Source organism: Streptomyces sp. NPDC051940, from assembly GCF_040680895.1.
In the GTDB taxonomy this organism is placed as follows: domain Bacteria; phylum Actinomycetota; class Actinomycetes; order Streptomycetales; family Streptomycetaceae; genus Streptomyces.
On record NZ_JBFAXR010000002.1, the window covers coordinates 151905 to 178534 of the forward strand.

Below are 26630 nucleotides of genomic sequence, written 5' to 3' on the forward strand. Positions count from 1 at the left end.
CGGCTACGCAGAGTGATTACTGCTTACGGGTTGATAAGAGGCGACGGCAGCAACCCCTCGCGGCGAACCGCGGTTGAAGACAGGCCGAATCCCTAGCACCGTAACGGAGACTGCTCGTGTCTGGGTCCAACCCGTCCATTCCGGCCGCCCGGCCCGTGATCGGCGAAGCCGAGATCGAAGCCGCGGTGCGCGTCCTGCGCAGCGGCCATGTCGTCCAGGGGCCGGAAGTGGCCGCCTTCGAGGAGGAGTTCGCGGAGCTCGTCGCCGGCCGCGCATGCGTCGCCGTCAACTCCGGCACCTCCGCCCTGCAGCTGAGCCTGATGGCGCTCGGCATCGGAGCGGGTGACGAGGTGGTGGTGCCCTCGTTCTCGTTCGCCGCGACCGCCAACGCGGTACGCCTGGTGGGTGCCGAACCGGTCTTCGCCGACATCACCCCCGGTACCTACTGCCTCGACCCGCTCGCCGTGGCGGCGGCGATCGGTCCGCGCACCGCGGCACTGATCCCGGTGCACCTGTACGGGCACCCCGCCGCCATGGACGCCCTGCTGCCGCTCGCCGCCCGCCACGGCCTCGCCGTCGTCGAGGACGCCTGCCAGGCGCACGGCGCCGCGCTGCACGGCCGGCCCGTCGGGGCGTTCGGGCAGGCCGGCTGCTTCAGCTTCTACCCGACGAAGAACATGCACGCGCTCGAAGGCGGCATGATCACCACCGCCGACCACCAGCTGGCCCGCACCCTCAGGCTGCTCCGCAACCAGGGCATGGAGCAGCGGTACGAGAACGAGATCGTCGGCGCCAACATGCGGATGACCGACGTCGCGGCGGCCGTCGGCCGTGCGCAGCTGACGCAGCTGCCGGCCTGGACCGAGCAGCGGCGGGCCAACGCCAAGGTGCTCGACTCCCGTATCGAGGGGCTGCCCGTACCGCGGGTGGCCGACGGCGCCCGGCACGTCTACCACCAGTACACCGTCGCCGTCCCCGACGGCCGCAGGGACGCCGTGCAGCGGGAGCTGGCGCGGCAGGGCATCGGCAGCGCGGTGTACTACCCGACGCCGATCCACCGGCTGGCGCCGTACCGCGACCCGGCCGGCCCACCGCTGCCCGAGACGGACCGCGCCGCCGCCGAGGTGCTCTCGCTGCCGGTCCACCCCACCCTCGGCCAGGGCGACCTGGAGCGCGTCGCACGGGCCGTGAGCATCGCCGGAGGTGCCCGATGAGCAAGCAGAACCTGCGCGCGGGGCTGGTCGGCCTGGGCGCTATGGGACGCAACCACGCCCGGGTGCTCGCCTCGCTAGACGGCGTCGAACTGGTCGGCGTGATGGACCCGGCAGGAGACGCCACGGGTGCCGCCCGCGGCGCCCAGGTCGTCGCCACCCTGCCCGAACTCCTCGCGCTCGGCCTGGACTACGCCGTGGTCGCCTGCCCCACGGTGCTGCACGAGGAGGCGGGGCTCGCCCTGGCGGAAGCCGGCGTCTGCGCGCTGATCGAGAAGCCCCTCGCCCACACCGCGGCCGCGGCCCGGCGCCTGGTCGACGCCTTCGACCGGGCGGGCCTGGTCGCCGGGGTCGGGCACATCGAGCGCTTCAACCCGGCGCTGCAGAGCCTGCGTTCGCGCCTGGAGGCGGGCGAACTCGGCGAGATGTACCAGGTGGTCACGCGGCGGCAGGGGCCCTTCCCGCAGCGCATCGCGGACGTGGGCGTCATCAAGGACCTGGCGACCCACGACATCGACCTCACCAGCTGGATGGCGGGTTGCCCGTACGCCTCCGTGTCGGCCCGGGCCGTGTCCAAGAGCGGACGCCGGCACGAGGACATGGTCGCGGTCGTCGGCGAACTCGCCGACGGCACCATGGTCAGCCATCTCGTGAACTGGCTCAGCCCGCTCAAGGAGCGCTTCACGGCGGTGACCGGCGAACGCGGCTGCTTCGTCGCGGACACCCTCACCGCGGACCTCACGTTCCACGCCAACGGCGCCTTCGCCACGGAGTGGGAGGCGCTGAGCGCCTTCCGCGGGGCCGCCGAGGGCGACATGGTCCGGTTCGCGATCCCCAAGCGCGAGCCGCTGCTCGTCGAGCACGAGCGGTTCCGCGACGCCGTCGAGGGCAAGGCGAACGACATCGTCACCCTCGTCCAGGGGCTGCGGACGGTCGAGGTGGCCGAGGTGGTCCTCGACTCCGCGCGGCGCAAGACGTCCCTGCCGCTGCAGAGCCCGCACGCCCGGAACCTGGCGGCGCTCACCCAGCGGTCGTGAGCAGGTGCGGCCGGTCGCCGGTCACGGCAGCCGGGACGGTGCGGGACTGGCCGCACCGTCGGGCTGCCGCGTACCGGGGGTCCTGAACACCCACCACCGGAAAGCGCTGTAATTCACCACCGCGTTGACGATCGTCGACGTCGTCTTCGCCGCCACGTACGGCATACCCAGGGCAGTCAGTCCGGTGACCGTCGTGACCGTGGCGCCGTAATTAAATCCGACAAGCACCAGATATTTGAAAAAAGCCGGACCGGCCAGTGCGCCGCTGTGGAAGACAAAAGTTCTATTGAGGCCGAAGTTGATCGCCAGCACGGTCACGAACGCCAGCGAAGTGGCTGTGGCCAGGGGCAGTTGAAGCCCGCTGTGCAGCAGGACCAGCACCCCGACATCGATGGCGTAACACAGCCCTCCCACCAGAAGGAATCTTGTCTTATCAGCCGAGAATAGGCGGCAAACGGTGTTCCACATTCTCCGGAAGATTTCTGGTACCTTCCTCCCTGCTCCAGCCCATCCTCGCAGACGGGTTCCAGGCAAAGAAACTCGAGAGGGTTTTCCTTCATGTATCAAAACATGAAAATCGCGGTCGTGGTGCCGGCGTACAACGAGGAGAAGTTGATCGCCCGGACCATCCGCACGATGCCCGATTTCGTCGACCATATCGTGGTGATCGACGACGCCAGCAGTGACGCGACGGCCACCGAGGCGACCGACGCCGGCGACCCGCGGATGGTGCTCATCCGGCACGAGACCAACACCGGTGTCGGCGGGGCGGTCTGCGACGGGCACCAGGAGGCGCTGCGGCTGGGGTGCGACATCTCCGTCGTCATGGCGGGCGACGGACAGATGGACCCCGCCTACCTGCCCGCCCTGCTCGCCCCGATCTGCGACGGGACCGCGCTCTTCACCAAGGCGAACCGCTTCTACTCCCGCGAGTCCTACCGCGGTATGCCGAAGTACCGGATCTTCGGCAACATCGTTCTGTCGTTCATGACCAAGCTGGCGTCCGGCTACTGGCACCTCTTCGATCCCCAGAACGGGTACACCGCGATCCACCGGGCAGCACTCGAGCGGCTGAATCTCGAGCGCGTGGCCCGGGACTACTCGTTCGAGAACGATCTCCTGATCAATCTGAACATCCTCCGGATCCCGGCCTGCGACGTCCCGATTCCCGCGGTCTACGGGAACGAGGTGTCGACCATGCGGATGCACCGGGTGATTCCCGCGCTGATGGGTCAGCTGGCGCGCGGGTCCGGCCGGCGCCTCCTCATGAAGTACGTCGTGTCCTCCTTCTCACCGATCGCCCTGCTGCTCCTGGCGGGACTGTCCCTGGTCGCCTTCGGTGGCGCGGCGAGCATCTGGGTGCTGGTCCACACGCTCGGGCCGTCGAGTGCCAGCGCGGGCAGCGTGCTGCTGGCGACCCTGCCGATGCTCACCGGCATCCACTTCCTCGTCGGCGCCCTCATGCTCGACATCCAGGAGAGCCCGGACCGCCAGGTCGCCACCGCCGCCCTGGGGGAGTTCCACAACGGATGGATCGCCATGCCCCGCCAGACGCTCACCGAGGACAGCGCGGCAGGTGCCAACAAGGCGCCGGAGCCGGCGAGGTGAGACCTCGCCGGCTCCGTGCGGGTGACGGGTGGCGCTCAGGTGACCCGGCAGCCGGTCACGTCGGCCACGAGCTCACTGTCGTTCCAGCCCCTGCCCAGGCCGAGGCCCACCCCGCCGTTGGCCCAGTTGGCGGCTCCCCCCACCGGATCCAGATGGCGGTACCAGAACATCGTGCCCGTGCTGTTCCGGGCCAGCAGGACACCGGCGCCGAAGGAGGCGAGCCTGGTGTGCGCGCCCCAGCCGCTTCCGATGGTCACCCCCAGGCCGCCGTTGGCCCAGCCGGGCCGGCCGCCGAGCGGGTCCAGGTGGCGATACCACCGCAGTTGCCCGCCCTCCGGCACGGTGTACAGGACACCGTTTCCACTGGCGGCGATCCGAAGGCCGTTCCAGCCGGCGCCGATCTGCACGCCGCGGCCGTCGTTGGCCCAGCTGAACTGGCCGGTTGAGCCCAGATACCGGTACCAGTAGAGCTTTCCGTCCTGGCTGACGGCGTAGATCACACCGTCCCCACCGCCGACGACGGTGGTGAACGACGACCAACCGGTGCCGATCACCGAGCCGCTGTTGGGATCCCAGTCGGCCTCGCCCGAGCCGTCGTACTTGTTGTCGTGGTGCCAGACCAGATCGCCGGTCTCGGTGATGGTGAAGATCACCCCGTTGCCGCCGGAGATGGTCCTCGCGGCGGTCCAGGTCGGACTGATCACCACCTGACTCCACGCGTTGCCGCCGGTCAGCGGGGCGCTGTTGCTCCAGCGCCGCAGCTTGCCGTTGCTGTCGACGTGGTAGTTGCTCACCGCCGGAGTCGTGCAGGAGGTGGCCGCTTGGGCGGGCGCGCCGGGGGCGGTGAACGTGAACAGCGCGGCCAGGAGCGCACTCCACCCGGTCCGGGACAGGCGCCGGGTCCTGTTCGTGTGAGGCATCAGCTGAGGCATCAGTTCTCCCCGATGGTGCTGGGATCGCCGGCCGGCGACGGGCAGACCGGCTCCACGTCCAGGCTGGTGCCCGCCGGGCTGGTCAAGACGACGCGGAAGCAGTGCTGGAGCGCTCCGTACAGGAAGCCGGTGCCCTGCTCCTGGTAGCGCAGCGGGCTGACATCCTGCGGCGTCATGGTGAAGCCGTCGCTCAGATCGACGTAGCTGATCTGGTAGCTTCCCGGGCCGTCCAGCTGGGTCACCGTGTACTGGATGGATGTGACGTCCTGGACCTCCTGCGCGGTGGCGCACAGCCGGGCCACCCCGTCCTGTTCGCAGACCGTGTCACCGGCATGGGCAGGCGTGGCGGACAGGGCGACGCCGAGAAGTGCTAACGCGAGTACGGGGGTCTTGCGCATGCTCGTCCCATTCTGTTGGAGAGGACTGGTTACGGATTGCACTACCAGTCCGACGGATGTTCGCCGCACACCGGTCCGAGGGTGAGGCAGGCGGCTCCGTCGTCCTGGCAGACATGCAGCGTGAAGCAGTGCTCGAGGGCTCCGTAGAAGTACCCGACGAAGTTCTCTCCCGCGTTCACCGTGTGCGTGACCCTGCCCGATTCGGGCCCTCCGGTCTGATCCACGTACCACGCGGTGTACGTCATCGTCCGGTCACCGTTGTTGGTGATGACGTACTGGAGGCCGGTGACGTCCTGAACCGCACGTGCCGTCACGCAGACCCCCGTGCTGCCGAGGTCTCCGCAGTCGCTGGTCGCCTGCTGCTGTTTCTTGTTCTTGGGGGACTCCGCGCACGCCGTGGCGGGAACGCCCATGGCGATCGTGGCGGCCGCGGTGCCGGCCAGCACGGTGCGGCGCGAGATCTCCTTCATCTGCTCTCCTCTCCGTCGGTGACGGACGGCCCTCCGGTACGGCCTAGGCCACCGCCTGTGTGAAAACGTTCGACAGGATCTGCTGGATCTTGGAGTCGAACGGGATGCTGCCGTTGAAGGTGATGGAGCTGGCCGAGAACACCCAGCCCTTGAGGAGGACGGCCGGCACGTAGAGCATCTCCGCCCCGCCGGTCGAGTTCTGGCCTTCCGCGACGAGGACCGATCCGGGCACCAAGCCCGATCGGCGGTTCACTTCCCAGCCGCTGGCGGCGACGTTGTAGCCGACGCTGCCGAAGCTGTCCCCGACACTCAGGCCGGTTCCCGCCATGAACGGGTTGTTGGCGGTGTTGCGCACGGTGTACGGCGAGAAGCTCATGAACGTCGGCCCATAGTGATCCACGCCCAGGATCTGCGATTCGGGCTGCCCGTCGCTCGCGAAGACGTCCCGGCTGCCGTCGGACTTGCGGAAGACGACCGCGTTGCCGTTGTCCGTGTACTTCATCCGCTCGTAGATGCCGTTCCCACCCAGATAGATGATGCGGCCGCCGTTGTTCTGGAAGTTCACGACGTTGTCGCGCGCGGCCTGGGTGAAGTACTCGGGGTGGCTGGTCAGCACCAGCGCCTTGTAGCTCCCGCCCTGCGCGGGTGTCCGCAGCCAGCTGGCGCCGGTCGCATGGAGGTCGGTGTCGGCGTAGCAGTCGTACTGGAATCCCTTCGAGTTCATCCACTGGAACAGCTGCAGATCGCTGAACAGCATGTGGTCGATGACGCCGGTCGGGTTCCGGTAGAAGTTGTCCCACGAGGTCCCCATGTTGGGGCGCTGCATGCTGACCGTGCGCTGCGCACCCGACTGGCCGGGGGAGTACTGGTTGTGCCCGCCCCAGAAGTTGTAGGCGTTGTACGTGTTGGTGGGGACCAGGACGGCGATCTGCTGCTGTGGTGTCGCCGGCCGCACCACGAACATCACGTTGTGCTCTTTGCCCTGGGACGACTTCAGCTGTGAGGCGTAGATGCCCGAGGGCCAGCCCGCCCCGGTGCCCACGGACACGGAGTAGGACTGGTTCCAGCCGCATCCCGCGCTGTGGTAGCCGCTCTGCAGCGGCTGGAACTGCCCGGTCCGCGAGGTGGGCGGAGTGACCACGACGGGGGTGGTGCCGGCGGGAGCGAGGCGGACGGTGGAGGACGTGTACGAGGAGAAGGTCGTGGACACGTGGATGCCGAGACTCGTGCCCTGCTGGGCCGACAGTTTCGTCGGATAGCCCTGGAGCGCCGCCGAGTGCTCGCGGGTGAAACCCGAGCCGACCACGGCACCGGACGAACTGTGCCACTGGACGCCGCTGGTGTTGATCGTCTCCGAGTTGAGCAGGCGGTACCACTGCAGCTGGGTGTCGGGTCCGGGCGGGTTGGTGGTGCTCGTCCGGATCCGGTACACGGCGCCCCCTCCGTTGGAGAAGATCTGCCGCTCGAATCCACCCAGAATCGTGGTGTCAATGGGGTTGCCGCCGTTCGCCCAATTGAAGGTTCCGTTCGTGCCGAGATAGCGGAACCAGGCGATCGCGCTGCCGTGCCGGGTGCCGAAGATGACCCCGTTCGGGTCGGCGAACAGTTGCGTGTAGGTCTGCCACTGCGTGCCGATCTTGGCACCCGAGTTCGCCGCCCAGCTGAAGGAACCGTTGGTACCGGTGTATTTGTACCAGAGCAGGTTTCCGGTGGTGTCCTCCGCGTAGAAGACGTTGTTCCAGCCGCCGATGACGCGTGGGAAGTTCCAGCCGGTGCCGATACGGGTGCCGCTCGCCGAATGCCAGCTGCCGGCGCCCGTGCTGCTGTTGGTCAGGAGGTACCGGTACCAGAGGAGGTCCCCGTTCGGCTTGAACGCGAAGACCTGTCCGTCCGCGGCGGCCAGCACGAAGCGGAAGTGGTGCCAGCCGGAGCCGATCAGGCGGCCGGCGCCGGAATTCGCCCAGGAGGCGGGGGAGCCGGTTGTCCAGTTGATATGCCGATACCAGTAGAGGTTTCCGTCCGCCTGGATCGCGTAGAAAATTCCGTTGCCGCCGGGTACCAGGCTGAGAAATCGCTGGTTCGGGTCGTAGGCCATGTGCTCGATGCCCCTTTCGAATGGCCCTTTCGAATAACCCCGCCCCGGCTAGGGATAATTGTGTGTCCCGGGTCGGCGCGCAAGAATCGACACGATCCGGTCCGGCCGAGGTTCATTCGAATGGCACAGCCCCGACCGCAGGGCGGGGATCAGCGACAGGCAGAGCACGCCGATGAACATGGGCGCGGCCATATAACGGAAGCACGGCGCGGGGTTGGCGGCGATCACCGTGAGCTGCACCCCGAGGGAGACGCCCGCGAGCGCGAGCAGGGCACGGCGGCGACGGGCCCGGGCGAGCAGGACGACGAGTGCGTAGGTGGCCCAGCACCAGGTGGCACCGCGCCACAGGAGCCACTCCAGTTGGGGGACGCCGAAGGCGGAACGGGCGAAGACGGCGGCGTGGTTGAGGGCCTGGGAGGGCGGCCGGGCCTTGAGCACCGCCTTGTACGGGCTGTCCTGGATCGCGCCGAAACCCCACAGGTCGGCGGGGACGGCGGTGCCGTACGTCCAGGTCCTGGCGTCCTTGTCCGGCGGTCCCGGGAAGACGGCCCAGGCGATGTGCGCCCGGCACAGGCGCGCGGCGAGGATCTGCTGCGGGGAGTCGCGCAGGGTGTGCCACCACAACCGCATCAGGGGCGCGGCGTTCAGGTCGGCCGCGGTCCGGTTCACCGACGCGTTGTAGTAGAACGGGTCGGACGCGTAGCAGTTGGTGCCGGCGTCGCGCCAGGTGGAGAGCGGGGCCACCCGGGTCATCAGCCGCAGCTCGTCCGGGGTGAACAGCCCGGGTGCGCGCGCGTACGCCACCGAGAGGTCGGCGTTGTGCAGGTTGTACAGGAACGCCTTGTCCGGCTGGGCGATGCCGGCCGCCGGATAGGCCACGAGGGTGAGCAGCAGGGTCAGGCTCGTGGTGGCCGCCGCCAGTCCCGCTATCAGGAGCCGCGCCCCGGGCAGCGCCAGGACCAGGGCCAGCGACGCGATCGCGGCCATCGGGAGGCCGTTGTTGCGGAACAGGTCGACGCCCAGCAGCCCGGCGCCCAGCAGCAGGAGTTCCGAGCGGCGTGGCCGGACGGGCCTGCCTTCCCGCAGCCGTCGGCCCGTCAGCCGGACCGTGACGGCGAACACCAGCACCGCGCAGATCGTGAACGGCACGTCCTTCCACAGGAAGACGGTGAAGGAGCCGAGCGGCGGAGCCGCCGCGCAGGCCACCGCGGCCGGGGCGCTCCACCGCCCCCGTACCCCCAGGGTCCGCAGTCCCGCGCACGCGTAGGCGAGCACGGCGGACATCGCGGTGGTCTGCAGCAGCGTCAGCGCCCCCAGGTCCCCCGTGCTGTGGAGGGACAGCCAGACCAGCGAGTTGTAGAGCACCGAGTGGTCCGAGCGCCAGTTGCCCGTGGTGACCTGCCAGGTGTAGACCACCGAGTCCACGCTCATCAGACCCGGGTAGAAGGCCGCCCACCACAGCAGCAGACAGGCCTGGCACGCGAGGAAGACGGCCAGCGGCAACCGCAGGGCCGGCGGAACGCGTGACCCGAGGGCGCGGAGCTGGGGTTCCGCCAGCACACGGGACCCACCGGCGCGGGCCGGGGACAGTAGCCGGGCGTCTGACACTGCGGGCTCTCCTGGGCGTTCGTACGGGTTTGCGGACCGGGGGGCGGACGGTCTACGGGGCGTACTCCACGTCCTTCGGCGCGGTGGCGGCCGGCCTGGCCCGGGGCGTCCTGGGCGGGATGACGGAACCCACGCCACCGCGCACCGCGGGGATCAGCGACAGGCAGAGCACGCCGACGAAGATGGGGGCCGCCATATAGCGGAAGCACGGCGAGGGGGTCGCCGCCAGGACGGTGAGCTGGGTGCCGAAGGTGACGCCGACGAGGGCGAGCAGGGGCCGGCAGCGGCGCGACCGGGACAGCCGGACGACGAGCAGGTACGTGGCGTACGCCCAGACCGCGCCGCGCCACAGGAGCCACTCCAGCTGGGGGACGCGGGACGCCTCGTAGGCGAAGTCACCGGCCTTGCCGAGGGTTTCGGACACCGGCCGGGGCTGGGCCGCCCGGTTGTACGGGCTCGTCCTCATCTCCGGGTACCACTTGTAGAACACCGGGTTCACCCAGTCGAGCGCGTTGTACGTCCTGCCGCCCTGGTCCTGCGGCCCGGGGAAGACGGCCCAGGCGATGTGCCCGCGGCAGAGCCGCGCCGACAGCACCCGCTGGGGCGCCTTGCGCAGGGTGCGCCACCAGAGCTGGACGAGCGGCTCGGTGAGCCCGTCGGTGACGGTCCTGTTGAGCTTGCGGTACAGCGGGTCGGAGGCGAAGCACGTGGCCCCGGTGGTACGCCAGTCCTCGATCGGCGCCGCCTTGGCCATCAGCCGGAGGTCGTCCTGGGTGAACAGGCCCGGTGCCTGCGCGTAGGTCACGGCGAGGTCGGCGTAGTGGAGGTTGTAGACGAGCGTCTTGGGCGGCTTCTGGATCCCGACCGCGGCATAGACCACGACCATCAGCGTCAGGGTCACGGCGGTGGTGAGGGAGACCAGTGCGGCGATCCGGATCCGGGCGCCGGGCAGCGCGAGGAGGAGGCACAGAGCGGCGATCACGGCGACGGGGAAGCCGTTGTTGCGGAACAGGCCGATCCCGAGGAAGCCGACGCACAGCAGCAGGAGTTCGGAGCGCCGCATCCGGCCGTTCCAGTTCCCCCGCAGCCGCCGGCCGGTCGACCGGGCGGTGACGGCGAACACCAGCAGCGCGCAGATCGTGAACGGCACGTCCTTGCCCACGTACACGGTGAACGCGGCCAGCGGCGGCGCCACGGCGCACGCCAGCGCGGCCGGCGCGCTCCAGCGCCCGCGTACGCCGATGACGCGCAGGCTCGCGCAGGCGTACGCGAGTGCGGCGGACATCGCGACGGTCTGCGCCAGGGTCAGCGCCGCGAAGCCCCCGGTGGCGTTGAGGCTCAGCCAGAGCAGGGAGTTGTACAGGACCGAGTGGTTGGAGATCCAGTGGTCGGTGGTGACCTGCCAGGTGTAGGCCAGCGCGTCGTAGTCGATCATGCCCGGGTAGAAGGCCATCCACCACACCAGGTAGCAGGCCTGGCAGGAGAGGTAGACGACCAGCGGCAGTCGCAGCGGCGGCGGCACGCGCGACCACAGGGCCCGGGCCTTCGCGGTGACGGCCGCTGCCAGCGGCCGGGAACTGTGCGGGGTGTCTGACATGCGGAGTTCTCCTGGGCGTGGGCGAGGTGGTGGCTGGGGCCGGACGGTCAGCGACTGCCGTCCGCAAGGGCCGGATCCGCGGCGTCGCGCAGCTGTCGTACGTCCTGCTGGGGGATGGCCGACGGGGAGTGCTCCCGGCCGAGCATGACCAGGGAGACCGCGCGGGCGGCCGCGTGCCCGTCGTCATACACGCAGAACCGCTCGCGGAAGGCGGCGCGCAGGGCGGCGGCGCGCGCGTCGCGCCACGCCCCGGAGGCGAACAGCTCCGCCAGCTCGTCGAGGCCGGTGGTGACATGGCCCGGCGGGTCGGCCGTTACGTCGAAGTAGGCGCCGCGGGCCGCCCGGTACGCCGCCCAGTCGTCGGTGTGCAGGATGATCGGGCGGTCGGTGGTGGCGTAGTCGAACATCAGCGACGAGTAGTCGGTCAGCAGGGCGTCGGAGACGAGCATCATGTCCACGGCCGAGGGCTCGTCGGTGACGTCGAGGAGCAGCCCGCGCCGCTGGAGGTCGCGCAGCTGCAGTCCGCGGACGGCGGCCCGGGCGTCCCTCGGGTGCAGGCGGACCAGGAGGGTCACCGTGGGCCCGAGCCGGTGCACCAGCTGTTCGAAGTCGAACCGCGGGACGTACGACTTGCGGTGGGCGCGCCAGGCGGGGGCGTAGAGCACCACGGTGTTGCCGTCCGGGATCCCGAGCGCCCTGCGCAGGGCGGCCGTCCGCAGCCCGTCGCCCCTGACCAGGACGTCGTTGCGCGGGGCGCCGGTCGGCAGCGAGGTGAAGCGGCAGGGGTAGGCGCGGTCCCAGATCTGCTGCGCGTACGGGCTGGAGACCAGGCTGTAGTCCCAGCGGTCCGCGCGCTGCAGCAGTGCGCGGACGTCGAGGTGGTACGTGGCGGCGGGTCGGTCGATCAGGTCGGCGCCCATGTGCCCGAGCGGTGTCCCCTGGTGGGTGTGGACGTGGATCTGCCCCGGGCGCTTCACCAGCCGCTGCGACCAGTCGACGTTGTTGACGAAGTACGTGGCCCGGCTCATCACCCGGTGGTACCCCGGCGTGCCCGGGGCGACGTGGTCGATGCCCTTCGGCAGCCGGTCCACGGCGTCCGGCCGCACCACCCACACCGCGCGGATGTCCGGGGCCAGCGTCCGGGCCGCGTCGTGGATGGCCGCCGGGTCGCCGAGCACGCCGCGGTGCCAGAACGCCGAGTACACGGCGAGTTGCGGATCGAGCGGGCGCCGGCGCTCTGCCTGGGCGAGGGTGCGCTTGATCTGCCGGGTGGCCGCCTTGCGGAGCCGGCGCTTCTGGCGGTGGGCCTCGTTGCGCACCCGCTCGGCCTGCGTGACGGCCCGGAACACGGGGTAGGGGGTGCCGGGCAGCATCCGCCACTGGGTGCCGTAGACATCGTCCGGCGGGGTGAAACCGTCCGGCTTGTAGCGCCGGTAGAAGGCCACCATCTCCCGGTGGAAGGCGGGCCGGTCCCTGGGCAGCACCCGCTCGCCGAGCGGCAGCGTCGCCAGGAAGTGGTTGATCATCCGCTCGAACAGCAGCGGCCTCGCCCCGTCGAGCTCCGGGTGTTCGTCGAGGAACGCGAACAGGCCGGCGTACTGCGTGAAGATGTCGAAGTGCCGGCGGCCCGGGGTGCGGGTGATCGCCCCCCGTCTGCGCTGCAGGTACTCCACGCAGACCCGGTCGAGGCAGGCGATGCGGCGCGCGCACATCAGCGTCTGGTAGGTGACCGGGGCGTCCTCGTAGAGCCCCGGCCGGTAGGTGAATCCGTGGCCGGTGAAGAAGTCGCGGCGGTACGCCTTGTTCCAGGCGACCAGGAACAGGTGCAGGTACTGCGGACTGCTCATGATGTCGAAGGTGTCCGTGCCCGAGGAGGCGAGCAGGTCCGCCGTCATGCTCCGGCCGGCCCGGCCCCACCAGTGCGTACGCACATGGTCGAACACGAGGACGTCCGGGTCGCCGGTGGCGGTGAGCCGCTCGTCGATGGCCCGCAGCGCTCCGGGGGTGTAGCAGTCGTCGCTGTCGAGGAAGAGCAGATAGTCGCCGGTGGCGCGGCGGACCCCCGCGTTGCGCGCCCGGCCGAGGCCGACGTTCTCCGGCAGGTGGACCGCGGTGACCCGGCCGTCGCGCGCCGCGTACTCGTCGACGATCGCGCCGCAGTTGTCGGGCGAGCAGTCGTCGACCGCGATGACCTCGATGTCCTCGCAGGACTGCGTCAGGATCGAGTCGAGGCACTCACGCAGGAAGCCCTGGACCTTGTAGACGGGGACGATGACGCTGAAACGGGGCACGGGATCTTCCACGGTCGTGAGGGATGGGGTTCGGATCGCTCAGTGGTGCAGGAGGCGGACGCGGCCGGCGGCCGGGGCCGGGGTGCGCTCGCCCAGCGGAACGACCGGCGGCAGGGCCTCGGCCGGCTCACCGAGCAGCACCCGGCGCACCACCCGCTCCGCGGCCAGCCCGTCGTCGAAGTCGCAGAACCGCTCACGGAACGCGCCGCGCAGGTGCCGTGCGGCCGCGCCGTCCCACTCGCCGCCGCGGAAGATCCGCGTCAGCTCGTCCTGGGTACGGGCCACCGCGCCCGGCGGCGCGGCGAGCAGGTCGAAGTAGACGCCCCGGGTCTCCCGGTAGACGTCCCAGTCGTCGGCGTACACGACGATCGGGCGGTCGAGGTTGGCGTAGTCGAACATGATCGACGAGTAGTCCGTGACCAGCGCGTCCGCGGCCAGGCACACCTCCTCGGGCGACCGGTGCTCCGTCACGTCGATCAACGCGCCGGAGCGCAGCATCCCGTCGAGTCCCGCGGACCCCTCGTAGGAGTGGTGGGCCCGCAGCAGCACCACGAACTCCTCGCCGAGCGCCTCGCAGAACGCCACGAGGTCCAGCTGCGGGAGGAAGTCCGTGCGGTAGTCGCGGTGGGTCGGCGCGTACAGCACCGCGACGCGGTCCTCGGGCACGCCGAGGCGGCGCCGGATCGCGGCGACGTCCTCGGCCGTCGAGGTGTAGAAGGCGTCGTTGCGCGGATAGCCGACGTCCAGGCTCTCGTACGCGCCCGGGTAGGCGCGCTCCCAGACCTCGGTGGAGTGGTGGTTCGAGGAGATGTTGAAGTCCCAGCGGTCCACCCGCTGCAGCAGCTTGCCGAGCGGGCCGGCCGCGGCCGCGGCCGCCGGGAACTCCACCAGGTCCACCCCCATCCGCTTGAGCGGGGTGCCGTGCTGGGTCTGCACATGGACGGTGCCGGGGCGCTTCCTGACCGACATCGCGAAGTTGACGTTGTTGAAGGTGTACTTGGCGGTGGCCATGACCTCCCAGTAGCGGGTGCTTCCGATCACCACGCTCTCCACGTCGTCCGGCAGCTGCCGCGCCTGGCCGTCGGCCACCAGGAACACCGACCTGATGTGCGGGGCCAGGCGCCGCGCCGCCGCGTGGATGGCGGCGGGGTTGCAGGCGTAGCCGCGGCCCCAGTACGAGGAGTAGACCGCGAGGTTCTCGTCGACCGGCCGCCTGAGGAACACCCGGTACGGGTTGAGGATCCGCCTGCGCAGCCATCCCAGGCACCGTCGGGCGGGCCGGGCCGCCCGGCCCAGCCGGCGCCTCGTGCCGCGCACCGCGCGGAACGCCGTGTAGGAGCCGGAGGCCAGCAGCACGTGCTGCAGCGCCACGCTGCCGCCCGGTCGTCGGACCCCCGCCGGGCGGTGCCGGCGGTAGAGCCGGGCGGCCCGCCGGAAGAACCGCCGCCGCACCGCCGTGCCCGGCAGCCGCACGGGGGACGCCGCGGTCTTGAGTACGCCGCGCACCAGCTGGTGGAAGACCCTGCCGAGCACCGCCGGGTCCGCCGTGAGCCCGGCCGCCCGGCGCATCACCAGGTCGAACTGGTCGAGCAGGTCCAGGTGGTGGAGGCCGGGCAGCTCGTTCCGGCTGCCCCGCCGGCCCTGCAGATGGCGTACGCAGACCTGCGGGAGCAGCGCGATCCGCTCCGCCCGGAGCGCGGCCGTCACGCTCCACACCGTGTCGGTGAACATGCCGGGCGCGAAGGCCAGTCCGTGCCGGGACACGAACGCGCGCCGGTAGGCCCCGCTCCACGCGGGCACCGCCACGTCGGGCAGCGCGGTGTGCTGCTCCATCCGGAAGGCCCCGCTCGGCGCGTTGCGCCACAGCCGTCCGAGCGCGGGTCCCCTGCCGCCCTCGAACCAGTGCACCCGCTCGTGGTCGAAGAGCAGCAGATCGGGCTCGCCGCACTCCTTGAGCCGGGCGTCGATGACCTCCAGCGCGCCGGGCACCAGCGTGTCGTCCCCGTCGAGGAAGAGCAGGAACTCGCCCGTGGCGCCCGCGATCCCGGCGTTGCGCGCGCCCGGCAGGCCGTCGCCGGCCGGCGAGTGCACCACCGTGATCCGTGGATCGCGGTCCGCGTGCGCGGCCACGATCGAGGCACACAGCCCTTCCGGTGCGGTGACGACGGCGACCAGCTCGACGTCGGCGAAGGTCTGGCCGAGCACCGAATCGAGACAGCCGGGCAGCCGCCCCGGCCCGTCGTGGGCCGGGACAACGACACTGAAGCGGGGCAACACACTCTCCTTCGATGGGCGTTCAGACGGCGCTCGTGGGCCGGACCACGGTCGTGTCGGGCTCCTGCCGCGGGCCCGGTGCCGCCGCAGGCCGTCGTTCCTCCGAGAGCAGGCCCGGGGTCCGCTCCTGCCGCGGACCGGCCGCCGGCACCGGCCGCCGGTCGTCCAGCGGCACCGCGGACGGCAGGCCCGGGGTCTCCCCGAGGAGGACATGCCGTACGACCCGCTCGGCGGCGCCCCCGTCGTCGTGCGGGCAGAAGCGTTCGCGGAACGCGGCCCGCCGCTGGGCGGCGGCCGGGCCGCGCCACTCGCCGGACGTGAAGACCGCGACGAGCTCGTCCTCGTCGGCGGCGACCGCGCCGGGCGGGAAGTCCCTGAGGTCGAAGTAGGTGCCGCGGGCCGCCTCGTAGGCCGCCCAGTCGTCGGCGTACACGACGACCGGACGGTCCAGGTTGGCGTAGTCGAACATCAGCGAGGAGTAGTCCGTGAGCAGCACGTCGCTCGCCAGGCAGAGGGACTCGACGCTGGGGTGGTCCGAGACGTCCACCAGCCTGGACGAGCCCTGGCCCCGGGCCGCCGGCGGGGACGCGGCGGAGTGGTGGGCGCGGGTGAGCACCATGAAGCCGGGACCGAGCGCGCGCAGCAGCCGCTCCGGATCGATCGCGTGGCGCTGGGTGCGGCGGTAGTCCCGGTGCGTCGGGGCGTACAGGATCGCGACCACGTCCCGGGGGATGCCCAGGGACTCCCGCAGCCGGGCCACGTCCGCGGCGGTGGCGTGCTGGTAGACGTCGTTGCGCGGATAGCCGTACTCGAGCGTGGTGTAGGCGGCCGGGTAGACCCGCTCCCAGACGAGCGTGGAGTGGCGGTTCGCGGACAGGACGTAGTCCCACTTGTCGCAGTTGGCGAGTATGCGCGGGACGTCGGTGTCGCCCACGGCGGCCGGCCGGTCGAGCAGGTCCAGGCCCATGTGCTTGAGCGGGGTGCCGTGCTGGGTCTGCAGGAAGACCTGGCCCCGGCCCTTGACGAGTCTGCGGTCGAAGTTGACGTTGTTGACCAGGTACTTGGAGCGGGCCAGCGCGGTCCAGTACGCGGCCGTGCCGGGGGTGAGGCGGCGGGTGGCGGACGGGACCGTGTGGTGGTGCGCGGGGGCGGCGATCCAGGCGGTGCGGATGTGGGGCGCCAGTTCGCGGACCTTCGCCTCGACGGCCGCCGGGTTGCAGCCGTAGCCGCGGCCCCAGTACGAGGAGAACACGGCGTCGTTCTCGCGCAGCGGGAGCAGCCGCTGGATGCGGTAGTGGAGCTGGAGCACGGCCGCCCGGACGGCACCGTGGGCGGCGACGGCGGCGCGGTGGACGCGTCGCTGGAGGGCCCGCGCCGTGTGCAGCGCGCGGTAGCTGCGGTGCGCGCCCAGACGTACCATGGCGTGCCGGATCCTCGTGCGTACGCGGGGAGTCGCGCCCGGGGAGCGGTGGCGGCGGCAGTGGGCGCGGGCCTGGCGGAGGAACGCGGCCCGGCTGCCGCGCGGCAGCCGGTCGGAGGCGGTGAACACGGTGCTGAAGTGGTCGAGCATCCGGCGGAAGAGCAGGGGCCGCCAGCGCGCTGTCGCGGGGTGCGCGTCCAGATAGGCGAAGAGCCGGTCGTACTGTCCGAAGATCTCGAAGTGCCGCTGTCCGGGGGAGCAGGTGATCGCCCCCCGTCTGCGCTGCCGGTAGCGCACGCAGACCCGGTCGAGCACCGCGATCGACTCCGCGGTCACCAGCACCGGGTAGGTCCAGGAGACGTCCTCGTAGTAGCCGGGGGCGAACGTGAAGCCCGCGCGCTCCAGGAACTCGCGGCGGTAGGCCTTGTTCCAGACGACGTGCAGGACCCGCAGCAGTCCCGGCCGGTCGTCGAGGGTGAACACCGCCGGGCCGTCCTGGGCGAGATGGGACCGGGCCGCGTCGGGGACCGTCGCGCCGGTCCAGTACGTCCGTACGTAGTCGTAGACCAGGACGTCGGGGCCGCCGGTCTCCTTGAGCCGGTCGGAGACGGCGCGCAGGGCGTCGGGGGTGAGGGAGTCGTCGCTGTCCAGGAAGATCACATAGTCGCCGGTGGCGCGCTCCAGGCCCACGTTGCGGGCCCGGCCCAGACCCACGTTCTCCGCCAGGTGCACGGCGCGCACCCGCGGGTCGCGGGCCGCGAACTCGTCGATGATCGTTCCACTGGCGTCCGGTGAGCAGTCGTCGATCGCGATCAGCTCGAGATCGGTGAAGGACTGGTCCAGGACGGATTCGAGGCACTCGTGAAGGTATGCCTGCACCTGGTGGACGGGGACGATCACACTGAACCGTGGCACCTTGTATCCATGGGTAGTCAGCGGTGTACTCCCAAAAAACGGTCGATGGAGTGAGAGAGTTACGCCCGGATGCGGCATACGGGGGATCCCGGGGTGTTCGCCCGGGTTGGCAAGGCATGCTCCGGGGTGTATTGCATGGGGCGGGCGCACGGCAGTCGCCGGTGCGCCGTGTAGCCCTCGAGCCGGGAGGTGCGCGCCCGTGACCGCTCCCGAACCACCGCCCCCCTCGGCCGCGGACGAGGGTCCGGCGCCGGTGCGGGTCGGCGTGCTTCTCCCCGGGCTGCCCGCCCGGCCCGGCGAGTGGCTGGCCGACTGCACCGCGTACGACGCGGCCGGGGCGGACGTGCTGTGGATCGACGCGGGGGCCACTCCGCCGTACGACGTGCTGGCGGTGGCTGCGGCGCTGGCCGCCGCCACGTACCGGGTGCGGCTGGTCGTCGCGCTGCCGGAGAGTGTGCCGCCGGCCGCGTTCCTCGCCCGCGCGCTGGCCACGGTCGCCACGCTCAGCGACGGCCGGCTCGCGCTGGCCGCGGACCCGCGGCGGCGCGCGCAACTCCACGTCCTGGCGCCCGCGCTGCGGGTCTTCGAGCGCCGGCCCGCGGGCGGGTACGACGAGCCCGGCGCGGGGCGCTGGGCTCAGGTGCCCTCGCCGCGGGGCCGCGACGCGTGGGGCGCGACGCTGTCCGGGGCGGCGGAACGCGGCCTCCACGGCCTGCTCGTCCCACCCACGGCATCCCTCCTGGACACCCTGCGCAACCCGGAACCACCGCCCCCGCGGCAGGACCTGCGGCTGGCGCAGGGCTGAGGGCCTCGGGCTTGGCGCGCGCCCGATTGCTGGGGGCTGCGCCCCCAGACCCCCGTGGGGAGGGGGTGGTTGCGTGAGTGGGGCGGGTGCGGATCCCCCCGGGGGGGAGGGTGGTTGGGCGAGAGCGGCGGGTGCGGATGCCCCCGGGCCCCCTGGGGAGGGGGTGCGCGGCAGAGGTGCGTGCGGGTCCTCCCGTGGGGAGGGGGCGGTTGCGTGGGTGGGGCGGGTGCGGATGCCCCCGTACCCCCTGGGGAGGGGGTGTGCGGCAGAGGTGGGTGCGGGTTCTCCCGTGGGGAGGAGGTGGTTGCGTGAGTGGGGCGCGTGCGGATGCCTCCGGGGGAGGGCGGTTGGGTGAGAGCGGCGGGTGCGGATGTCCCCGGGCCCCCTGGGGGAGGGGGTGCGCGAGAGAGGCGGGTGCGGATCGGCTTCGGTTTTCGTCGGTGGTGTTGGTGCGGCTTCGCTGGGCTCTCCCGAGGGGTTGGGCCCGGGGCGTCGTGCGGATCGGCATCGGTTCCGTTGGTGGTGTTGGCGCGGTTTCGCCGGGGTCTCCCGAGGGGTTGGGTCGGGGGTGTCGTGCGGATCGGCTTCGGTTCCGTCGGCGGGGTCGGCGCGACTTCGCTGGGTGTCCCCCGAGGGGGTGCGCGAGGGAGGCGGGTGCGGATCGGCTGGTTCCGTTGGCGGTGGTGGTGCGGCTTCGCCGGGGCCCCCCGAGGGGGTGGGTCGGGGCGTCGTGCGGCTGCGCTCGGGTGTGTCACGTCTCCGCCGCCGGTGGGCGGAAAGGGTGGCTGCGCCTTCGGGACCGGGGTGGGACGGTCGGGTGACTGGGCGTGGCGCGCTGGGCTTCGTCGCCCGAGTCGTTGGCCCGGCTTCGCCGGGGCCCCCGGAGGGGCGTGGCAGGGGGCGTCCGGCAAGGACCCGTGGGGGCAGGATGGTGAGCGGTGTGCGGAGCTGATGGTCGTCGTGCGCTTCGGCGGAGTCGGCCGTGGTGCCATGGATCACCGCGCGCCCCGCGCGCCGCCGCGCAAGGTTATTGACGGTAGTTGAATTCTGGATTGACAATGGCTGGCGGGTCACCGGGGACCGCGTCCGACACGCGAGGCGCGCGGAGGAAGGGAGACCGGCGATGGAGCAGAGCACCCGGCGCCAGTTCCTGGGGGCGAGCGCTGCCGGTACCGGGGCCCTCGGAGTGTCCGCGCTCGGCTTCGACACCGCGCAGGCCGCGGAGGTCAAGCAGCGGCTGCGGATCCAGGGCGCCAAGGTCTCCCGCTCCGTCTGCCCGTACTGCGCCGTGGGGTGCTCCCTCCTCGCGTACACCCGCAAGCACGCCGACGGGCACACCGAGCTGCTGCAGATCGAGGGCGACCCGGACAGCCCCGTCAACGAGGGCACCCTGTGCCCCAAGGGCGCGACCTCCCTCGAACTCGGCGTCTCGCGGCGGCGCGTGCCGTACCCCCTGTACCGGGCCCCGGGGGCGCGGGAGTGGAAGCGCGTCTCCTGGGACTTCACCTTCGAGCGGCTCGCCCGCAACATCAAGGCGACCCGCGACCGGACCCTGGTCACCCAGGACGCCGACGGCAACACCGTCAACCGCTGCGAGGGCCTCGCCTTCGCCGGCGGCGCCGCGTTCAGCTCCGAGGAGGGCTACTTCGCCACCAAGGTGATGCGCGGCCTGGGAGTGGTCCACATCGAACAACAGGCCCGTGTTTGACACGGTCCCACGGTGGTCAGTCTGGCCGCCACGTTCGGCCGAGGGGCCATGACCAACCACTGGCGCGACATCCGCCACGCCGATCTGATCCTGGTCAACGGCGCCAACCCCGCCGAGGCCCACCCGGTCGGCTTCCGCTGGCTGATGCGCGCCAAGCTGGACCGCGGCGCGAAGATCATCCACGCGGATCCGCGCTTCACCCGTACCTCCGCCGTCGCCGACACCCATCTGCGGATCCGCACGGGCAGCGACGTCGCCTACTTCGGCGGCCTGATCAACTACGTGCTCGGCAACGACCTGCACCACCGCGAGTACGTCGAGTTCGCCACCAACGCCGCTCTCGTCGTACGGGAGGACTTCTCCTTCACCGACGGCATGTTCAACGGCTTCGACGAGGCCACCGGCACCTACGACACCACCGCCTGGGCCTACGAGCTGGACGCCGACGGCAACGCCCGCAGCGACATCGACCACCCGCGCTCCGTGCTCAACCTGCTGCGGCGGCACTACAGCCGCTACACCCCCGAGCTGGTCGAACGCGTCACGGGCATCCCGCGCGAGCAGTTCCTCCAGGTCGCCGAGCTGGTCGGGCAGACCGGGCGGCCCGACAAGGTGATGACCATCGTCTACGCCGTCGGGCTCACCCACCACACCACCGGCGTGCAGCTGATCCGCTCCGCCGCCGTACTGCAGCTGCTGCTCGGCAACATGGGCCGCCCCGGCGGCGGTATGAACGCCGAGCGCGGGCACGCCAACATCCAGGGCAACACCGACCACGCCATCTCCTGGGACATCCTCCCCGGCTATCTGCGCATCCCCGCCCCGGGGCAGAAGACCCTCGCCGACTATGTGAAGGCGAGCGCCAGCAAGAAGCTGCGGCCCAACGCCGTCAACTTCTTCGGGACCAACTACCGGGCCTTCATGGTCAGCCTGCTCAAGACCTGGTACGGCGACGCCGCCACCAAGGACAACGAGTACGCCTTCGACCATCTGCCCAAGCCCGCCGCCAACGCGTCCTGGATCTCCATCTTCGACCAGGCCCTGCAGGGCCGGATGGAGGGCCTGATCCTCTCCGGCATGACCGCCACCAGCATCGGACCGGACTCCAACCAGGTGCTCCAGGCGCTCGCCAAGCTCAAGTGGCTGTGTGTGATGGACCCGTTCCGCACCACCAGCTCCGAGTTCTGGAACGCCCCGGGCGTGGATCCGGCGACGGTGGACACCGAGGTCTTCCATCTGCCCTGCACCCACTGGATCGAGAAGGACGGCTCCTTCACCAACAGCGGCCGCTGGGTGCAGTGGAAGGAGCAGGTGCTGCCCCCGGAGGGCCAGGCGCGCCACGACCACTGGGTGATCGCGGAACTGTTCCAGCGGGTACGGCAGATGTACGCCGCGCAGGGCGGCAAGTACCCCGACCCGGTGCTGCAGCTGACCATGCCGTACCGCGATCCGCGCAAGCCGCTCCTCGACGAGATCGCCCAGGAGATCAACGGCCGCGACCTCGCCACCGGCAGGCGCCTGGCCACCTTCGCCGACCTGAAGGCCGACGGCACGACCACCGCCGGCGACTGGATCTACACCGGCCACTACCCGGAGGAGGGCAACCTCGCCAAACGCCGCGACGGCGTGCAGGACCCGGCGAGGAACGACCCCACCGGCATGGGCTTCTACCCCAACTGGGCGTGGAGCTGGCCCGTCAACCGCCGCGTGCTGTACAACCGCGCCTCCGCCGACGCCGCCGGCCGCCCCTGGGACCCCGAGCGCCCCGGCATCGCCTGGGACCCCGCCCAGCGCCTGTGGACCGGCGACGTTCCCGACTACCCGAAGGACGCGGCGCCCGGACCAAACGCCCCGCTGCCGTTCATCATGACCGGCGAGGGAACCGGACGGCTGTTCAGCAACGGCGTGGCCGACGGCCCGTTCCCCGAGCACTACGAGCCGGTCGAGTCGCCCGTCGCCAACCCCCTGCACCCGGACGTGTCCGCCACACCCGTCGCCTTCCTGTACGACGAGAAGGCCGGCCGCCCCAACCGCTTCGGTACGGCCGAGGAGTTCCCGTACATCGCCACCTCCTACCGCCTCACCGAGCACGAGCACTACGTGACGCAGAACGTCGAGCGACTGGTGCAGCTGCAGCCCGAGGCGTTCGTGGAGATCCCGGCCGAGCTCGCGGAGGAGAAGGGCATCGAGAACGGCGACCGCGTGCGGGTGCGGTCCAAGCGCGGCAAGCTCGAGGTACGCGCCGTGGTGACCCGGCGGCTCGGGCCGCTGACCGTCGACGGCAAGAAGGTCTACCAGATCGGCATCCCCATCCACTGGGGCTTCGTCGGCATCAACACCGGCCAGCACTGGCTGGCCAACGCCCTCACCCCGTTCGTCGGCGACGCCAGCTCCCGCACGCCGGAGTTCAAGGCGTTCCTCGTCGACATCGAGAAGATGTGAGCCCTGCCGTGCCCGCCGCCCCGGAAAGCCCCTGGTCCGCCCACCGGCGGCGGGCCGAGGCGCTGCGCGGGCGGCACGGCTTCGCCGCCGAGGTGCTGACGCTGTACGGGGCGCTGCTCGGCGTATGGGAGCAGGCGTGGACCGAGGCGCGCGAACGGCCGCCCGAGCCGGAGCGGCTGGCGGGCTGGGCCGCGCGGCACGTGCTGCCGCGGGTCCTCGACGCGACCGCCGCGGCCGGGCCGAAGGCGCTCGCCGCGAGCCTGGACGGACTGCGCGAGGCCGGCGAGGACATCCTCGCCGCGTGGCTGGACGGCGCCGACGACCTGGCCCCGGCGGAGCGCTACCTCGCCCAGGCGTCGCTGCGCGCGCCGCTCGCCGCTCTTCGGACACGGGTCGCCGGCGCGGACGAACGCCACTGCCCCGCCTGCGGCGGGCCGCCGCAGCTCAGCTTCCGTACGGACGGCGGCGAGGCCCTGGTCAGCGGGCGGCGCCGGCTGCTGTGCGCCCGCTGCGGCGGCGACTGGGGCTGTACGGCCAACATCTGCGCCGGCTGCGGCGAGACGTCCGGCGAGCGCCGCACCGTCTACGCGGAGCAGGTGCCGGGGCCGCGCGTGGGCAGAGGCGCGCGGGACACCGACGGCGCGCTGTTCCCGCATCTGAGCGCGCACGCGTGCGCGAGCTGCTCCGGCTTCCTGATCGACGTGGACCTCGGCCGCGACCCGCGCGCCGTGCCCGAGGTCGACGAGCTGGCGGCGCTGCCACTGGGGCTGTACGCCGTCGAGCAGGGCTACACCAAGATCGCACCCAACCTGATGGGGCTGTAGAGATGGCGGAGATCACACCCGGCAGGGCCTACGGGTTCTTCACCGACACCAGCGTGTGCATCGGCTGCAAGGCGTGCGAGGTGGCCTGCAAGGAGTGGAACCAGCTGCCCGGCCCCGAACCCGCGTTCGGCGACGGCTACGACAACACCGGCGCCCTCGACGCGCGCAGCTGGCGGCACGTGGAGTTCATCGACAACGTCCCCGACGAGACGGTCGGCACCGGCCAGGGCAAGGCCTGGCTGATGATGTCGGACGTCTGCAAGCACTGCCAGGACGCCAGTTGTATGGAGGTCTGCCCGACCGGGGCGATCATCCGCACGGAGTTCGACAGCGTGTTCATCCAGCCCGACGTCTGCAACGGCTGCCGCGACTGCATCGCCGCCTGCCCGTACAGCGTGATCGGCATGGACGACCACGGCGGCGTCGCCCAGAAGTGCACCCTGTGCTACGACCGGCTGCAGGGCGGCATGGAGCCCGCCTGCGCCAAGGCGTGCCCGACGGACTCCATCCAGTTCGGCCCGGTCGACGAGCTGCGCGAGGCGGCGCGGCAGCGGGTGAGCGACCTGCACGACCAGGGCGTTCCCCAGGCCCGGCTGTACGGGGCGGACGACCAGGTGTACGGCGGACTGAACGCGTTCTTCCTGCTCATGGACGAGCCCGAGGCGTACCGGCTGCCCGACGAGAAGAACGCCGTGCTGCCGAGCCGCAACAACCTGGGCGGCTACCTCGGCGCCGCGGGCACCGCCGTACTGGCCGTGCTCGGCGGGCTGCTGGCGCTGCGCCGGCGGCGCGAGCCCCCGGAGCCGCAGCCGGCGGCGGTGGCCGCGGGCCCGGGCCCCGACGGAGAGAGCGGGGAGGAGACCGCGGCATGAGCGCGTATCTCCTCGCCGAGGACGCCCAGCACTTCGTCCGCTCGCCGGAGTGGACCTGGTACATCTGGGTCTACTTCTTCTTCGCGGGCCTGTCGGGCGGCAGTTACGCCCTCGCCTCCCTGCACCGGCTGCGCGGCGGACCCGGCACGGCCGGCGTGGCCCGGCTCGGGTACTACACGGCCTTCGCCACGCTGCTGGTCTGCCCGGTCATGCTCATCCTCGACCTGGGCCGGCCGCTGCGGTTCTGGCACATGATGTGGAACACGACGCCGGACGGCGCCGGGCTCAACTTCAAGTACTGGAGCCCCATGTCCGTCGGCGTGTGGGCGCTGCTCGTCTACGGCGCCTTCGCCACCCTGTCGTTCGGCGAGGCGCTGGCCCGCGACGGCAGACTGAGGCTTCCGCTCTCGGGGCAGGTGCTGCGGCTGCTGGACGGGGTCGCCGGCCGGATCGTCGCCGTCGTGGGCCTGGTCTTCGGCCTGTTCATCGCCGGCTACACGGGCGTGCTGCTCTCCGTCTCCAACCAGCCGGTGTGGAGCGACACCTGGGCGCTCGGCGGCCTCTTCCTCGCCTCCGGCCTGGCCGGCTCCGCCGCGCTGCTGCACTTCCTCACCCGCTACCGTGCCGACGCCGGGCCCGGCGCGCCCGCGCTCGTCGTCACCGAGCGGCTGTACGCGCTGCTGGAGCTGGCGCTCGTCGTGGTCTTCGCGCTCACCCTGCTCCCGGCCGGGACGGCGGACGAGGTCTTCGGCTACCCCTGGCTGCTGCTGTGGCTGGTCGCCCTGGCGGGCATGCTGCCCGGGCTCAGCGGGCTGGCCGGCACGCGGCTGGCGGTCACCGGCGAGGGCGTGACGGTGCCGGTCCAGCCGGCGGCCGCCGCGCGGACGGCCGCCGTGACGGCCGCGGTCCTGCTCGGCGTGCTGGCCCTGCGGGCGGCCGTGATCTTCACCGTCCAGTGACCCCGTCCGTGGCGGACCGGGTGCGCGAGGCCCTGGCCCGGGTGCACGATCCGGAGATCCACCGGCCGGTCACCGAACTCGGCATGGTCGCCTCCGTGGACGTCTCGCCCGCCGGTGCGGTTCGGGTGGGGCTGCTGCTCACCGTGTCCGGGTGCCCGCTGCGGGAGACGCTCCGGGGCGACGTGGTACGGGAGGTCGCGGCGGTCCCCGGGGTGACGGGGGTGGAGGTCGACTTCGGGGTGATGTCCGAGGAGCAGCGCCGCACGCTCCAGCAGCGGCTGATGGGGGAGCGCGGCGCGCGGGTGATCCCCTTCGCGGCGCCCGGTTCCACCACCCAGGTGTACGCGGTCGCCAGCGGCAAGGGCGGCGTCGGCAAGTCGTCCGTGACCGTCAACCTGGCGGCGGCGACGGCCCGTACGGGACGCACGGTCGGCGTGCTCGACGCCGATGTGTACGGGCACTCGGTGCCCCGCATGCTGGGTGTGCGCGGGCTGCCCACGCAGGTGGAGCAGATGATCATGCCGCCCACGGCGTACGGGCTGCGGGTGATGTCCGTCGGGATGTTCACCGCGGGCAACTCGCCGGTCGTGTGGCGCGGGCCGATGCTGCACCGGGCGCTGGAGCAGTTCCTCGCAGACGTCTACTGGGGGGATCTGGACGTCCTCTTCCTCGACCTGCCGCCCGGCACCGGCGACATCGCCCTCTCCGTCGCCCATCTCATCCCGTCCGCGCAGCTCGTCGTCGTCACCACGCCGCAGCAGGCGGCGGCGGAGGTCGCCGAGCGGGCGGGGGCGGTCGCGGCGCAGACGCAGCAGCGGATCGCGGGCGTCGTCGAGAACATGGCGTGGCTGGGGTGTCCACACTGCGGCGAGCGGGCCGAGGTGTTCGGCGCCGGCGGCGGGGCCTCGGTGGCGGAGCGGCTGTCGCGGCTCCTGGGCGCGCACGTGCCGCTGCTCGGCCGGATCCCGCTCGACGCGGAGCTGCGCAAGAGCGGGGACGCGGGGGAGCCGCTCGTGCTCGCGTCCCCGGACGCGCCGGCGGCCCGGGAGCTGCGGGACGTCGCCGCGCGGCTGGCGGCGCGGGGGCGGGGGCTCGCGGGCCGCAGGCTGAAGCTCACGCCTCGGTGAACGCTCCGCGCCGCACGGGGGGTTGCGCCTCACCGGC

At 71.6% G+C, this 26630-nt stretch carries 20 protein-coding genes; 10 read left to right on the forward strand and 10 right to left on the reverse strand.

From position 1 onward, the window contains the following. Positions 1-116 precede the first annotated feature (116 nt). On the forward strand, positions 117-1214 hold the full coding sequence (locus AB0M28_RS01795; RefSeq protein ID WP_365396027.1) for a DegT/DnrJ/EryC1/StrS family aminotransferase: 1098 nt from the start codon (positions 117-119) through the stop codon (positions 1212-1214). Continuing rightward, positions 1211-2248 carry a Gfo/Idh/MocA family oxidoreductase gene (locus AB0M28_RS01800; RefSeq protein ID WP_365396030.1) on the forward strand — a complete coding sequence of 346 codons (1038 nt, stop codon included), beginning with the start codon at positions 1211-1213 and terminating at the stop codon, positions 2246-2248. Before AB0M28_RS01795 ends, AB0M28_RS01800 begins: the two co-directional genes overlap by 4 nt. 21 nt (positions 2249-2269) lie before the next feature. On the opposite strand, the gene AB0M28_RS01805 is transcribed toward AB0M28_RS01800, so the two are convergent. Then, on the reverse strand, positions 2270-2905 hold the full coding sequence (locus tag AB0M28_RS01805; protein ID WP_365396033.1) for a GtrA family protein: 636 nt from the start codon (positions 2903-2905) through the stop codon (positions 2270-2272). Between AB0M28_RS01805 and AB0M28_RS01810 the strand changes: the two genes are divergently transcribed. After that, positions 2819-3856 (forward strand): glycosyltransferase family 2 protein, encoded by a 1038-nt coding sequence (locus tag AB0M28_RS01810; RefSeq protein WP_365396036.1) that lies wholly within the window; start codon positions 2819-2821, stop codon positions 3854-3856. The genes AB0M28_RS01805 and AB0M28_RS01810 overlap by 87 nt on opposite strands. Positions 3857-3891: 35 nt before the next feature. On the opposite strand, the gene AB0M28_RS01815 is transcribed toward AB0M28_RS01810, so the two are convergent. The 9 genes from AB0M28_RS01815 to AB0M28_RS01855 form a co-directional block, all read right to left on the reverse strand. Continuing rightward, positions 3892-4788, reverse strand: coding sequence for a tachylectin-related carbohydrate-binding protein (locus AB0M28_RS01815; protein ID WP_365396039.1), 897 nt, complete (start codon positions 4786-4788; stop codon positions 3892-3894). Further along, positions 4788-5186, reverse strand: coding sequence for a hypothetical protein (locus AB0M28_RS01820; protein WP_365396041.1), 399 nt, complete (start codon positions 5184-5186; stop codon positions 4788-4790). The genes AB0M28_RS01815 and AB0M28_RS01820 overlap by 1 nt, the downstream gene beginning before the upstream one ends. 41 nt (positions 5187-5227) lie before the next feature. Beyond that, entirely contained in the window at positions 5228-5656 is a 429-nt protein-coding gene (locus tag AB0M28_RS01825) for a hypothetical protein (RefSeq protein ID WP_365396044.1), read from the reverse strand. A gap of 43 nt (positions 5657-5699) precedes the next feature. Continuing rightward, the gene (locus AB0M28_RS01830; protein WP_365396047.1) at positions 5700-7751 is read right to left on the reverse strand and encodes a N,N-dimethylformamidase beta subunit family domain-containing protein; all 2052 of its coding nucleotides are present in this window, start codon (positions 7749-7751) and stop codon (positions 5700-5702) included. 48 nt (positions 7752-7799) lie between these two features. Continuing rightward, positions 7800-9311 (reverse strand): hypothetical protein, encoded by a 1512-nt coding sequence (locus AB0M28_RS01835; RefSeq protein WP_365396050.1) that lies wholly within the window; start codon positions 9309-9311, stop codon positions 7800-7802. 100 nt (positions 9312-9411) lie between these two features. Beyond that, entirely contained in the window at positions 9412-10956 is a 1545-nt protein-coding gene (locus tag AB0M28_RS01840) for a hypothetical protein (RefSeq protein WP_365396053.1), read from the reverse strand. 47 nt (positions 10957-11003) lie between these two features. Further along, positions 11004-13247 (reverse strand): bifunctional glycosyltransferase family 2 protein/CDP-glycerol:glycerophosphate glycerophosphotransferase, encoded by a 2244-nt coding sequence (locus tag AB0M28_RS01845; protein ID WP_365396056.1) that lies wholly within the window; start codon positions 13245-13247, stop codon positions 11004-11006. Positions 13248-13286: 39 nt separating this feature from the next. Next, positions 13287-15521: a CDP-glycerol glycerophosphotransferase family protein gene (locus tag AB0M28_RS01850; RefSeq protein ID WP_365396058.1), complete on the reverse strand. Its 2235-nt coding sequence runs from the start codon at positions 15519-15521 to the stop codon at positions 13287-13289. Positions 15522-15543: 22 nt separating this feature from the next. Beyond that, positions 15544-17856, reverse strand: a complete 2313-nt coding sequence (locus AB0M28_RS01855) for a CDP-glycerol glycerophosphotransferase family protein (RefSeq protein ID WP_365396060.1) — start codon at positions 17854-17856, stop codon at positions 15544-15546. A gap of 199 nt (positions 17857-18055) precedes the next feature. Here AB0M28_RS01855 and AB0M28_RS01860 point away from each other — a divergent pair, with 199 nt between their 5' ends. The 7 genes from AB0M28_RS01860 to AB0M28_RS01890 all read left to right on the forward strand — a co-directional run bounded on the left by AB0M28_RS01860 (position 18056) and on the right by AB0M28_RS01890 (position 26593). Further along, positions 18056-18661, forward strand: coding sequence for an LLM class flavin-dependent oxidoreductase (locus tag AB0M28_RS01860; protein ID WP_365396063.1), 606 nt, complete (start codon positions 18056-18058; stop codon positions 18659-18661). 1123 nt (positions 18662-19784) lie between these two features. After that, positions 19785-20369, forward strand: coding sequence for a twin-arginine translocation signal domain-containing protein (locus tag AB0M28_RS01865; protein ID WP_365396066.1), 585 nt, complete (start codon positions 19785-19787; stop codon positions 20367-20369). A 12-nt stretch (positions 20370-20381) separates the two neighbouring features. Further along, positions 20382-22811, forward strand: a complete 2430-nt coding sequence (gene fdnG, locus AB0M28_RS01870) for a formate dehydrogenase-N subunit alpha (protein WP_365396068.1) — start codon at positions 20382-20384, stop codon at positions 22809-22811. After that, positions 22808-23635 carry a formate dehydrogenase accessory protein FdhE gene (fdhE, locus tag AB0M28_RS01875; RefSeq protein ID WP_365396071.1) on the forward strand — a complete coding sequence of 276 codons (828 nt, stop codon included), beginning with the start codon at positions 22808-22810 and terminating at the stop codon, positions 23633-23635. Before fdnG ends, fdhE begins: the two co-directional genes overlap by 4 nt. 2 nt (positions 23636-23637) lie before the next feature. Beyond that, entirely contained in the window at positions 23638-24507 is an 870-nt protein-coding gene (locus AB0M28_RS01880; protein ID WP_365396074.1) for a 4Fe-4S dicluster domain-containing protein, read from the forward strand. Then, a complete protein-coding gene (gene nrfD / locus AB0M28_RS01885) occupies positions 24504-25466 on the forward strand; it encodes an NrfD/PsrC family molybdoenzyme membrane anchor subunit (protein ID WP_365396077.1) in 963 nt (320 codons plus the stop codon). The genes AB0M28_RS01880 and nrfD overlap by 4 nt, the downstream gene beginning before the upstream one ends. Continuing rightward, positions 25463-26593 (forward strand): Mrp/NBP35 family ATP-binding protein, encoded by a 1131-nt coding sequence (locus AB0M28_RS01890; RefSeq protein WP_365396080.1) that lies wholly within the window; start codon positions 25463-25465, stop codon positions 26591-26593. The genes nrfD and AB0M28_RS01890 overlap by 4 nt, the downstream gene beginning before the upstream one ends. The last annotated feature ends 37 nt before the right edge of the window (positions 26594-26630 follow it).

Bases quoted from the DNA above. Each gene is read 5' to 3' on its own strand.
- AB0M28_RS01820 (WP_365396041.1), bottom strand. From the start codon at position 5,186: ATGCGCAAGACCCCCGTACTCGCGTTAGCACTTCTCGGCGTCGCCCTG.
- AB0M28_RS01800 (WP_365396030.1), top strand. From the start codon at position 1,211: ATGAGCAAGCAGAACCTGCGCGCGGGGCTGGTCGGCCTGGGCGCTATG.
- AB0M28_RS01840 (WP_365396053.1), bottom strand. From the start codon at position 10,956: ATGTCAGACACCCCGCACAGTTCCCGGCCGCTGGCAGCGGCCGTCACC.
- AB0M28_RS01805 (WP_365396033.1), bottom strand. From the start codon at position 2,905: ATGGTCGACGAAATCGGGCATCGTGCGGATGGTCCGGGCGATCAACTT.
- AB0M28_RS01880 (WP_365396074.1), top strand. From the start codon at position 23,638: ATGGCGGAGATCACACCCGGCAGGGCCTACGGGTTCTTCACCGACACC.
- AB0M28_RS01830 (WP_365396047.1), bottom strand. From the start codon at position 7,751: ATGGCCTACGACCCGAACCAGCGATTTCTCAGCCTGGTACCCGGCGGC.
- AB0M28_RS01865 (WP_365396066.1), top strand. From the start codon at position 19,785: ATGGAGCAGAGCACCCGGCGCCAGTTCCTGGGGGCGAGCGCTGCCGGT.
- AB0M28_RS01825 (WP_365396044.1), bottom strand. From the start codon at position 5,656: ATGAAGGAGATCTCGCGCCGCACCGTGCTGGCCGGCACCGCGGCCGCC.
- AB0M28_RS01810 (WP_365396036.1), top strand. From the start codon at position 2,819: ATGAAAATCGCGGTCGTGGTGCCGGCGTACAACGAGGAGAAGTTGATC.
- AB0M28_RS01815 (WP_365396039.1), bottom strand. From the start codon at position 4,788: ATGCCTCAGCTGATGCCTCACACGAACAGGACCCGGCGCCTGTCCCGG.
- nrfD (WP_365396077.1), top strand. From the start codon at position 24,504: ATGAGCGCGTATCTCCTCGCCGAGGACGCCCAGCACTTCGTCCGCTCG.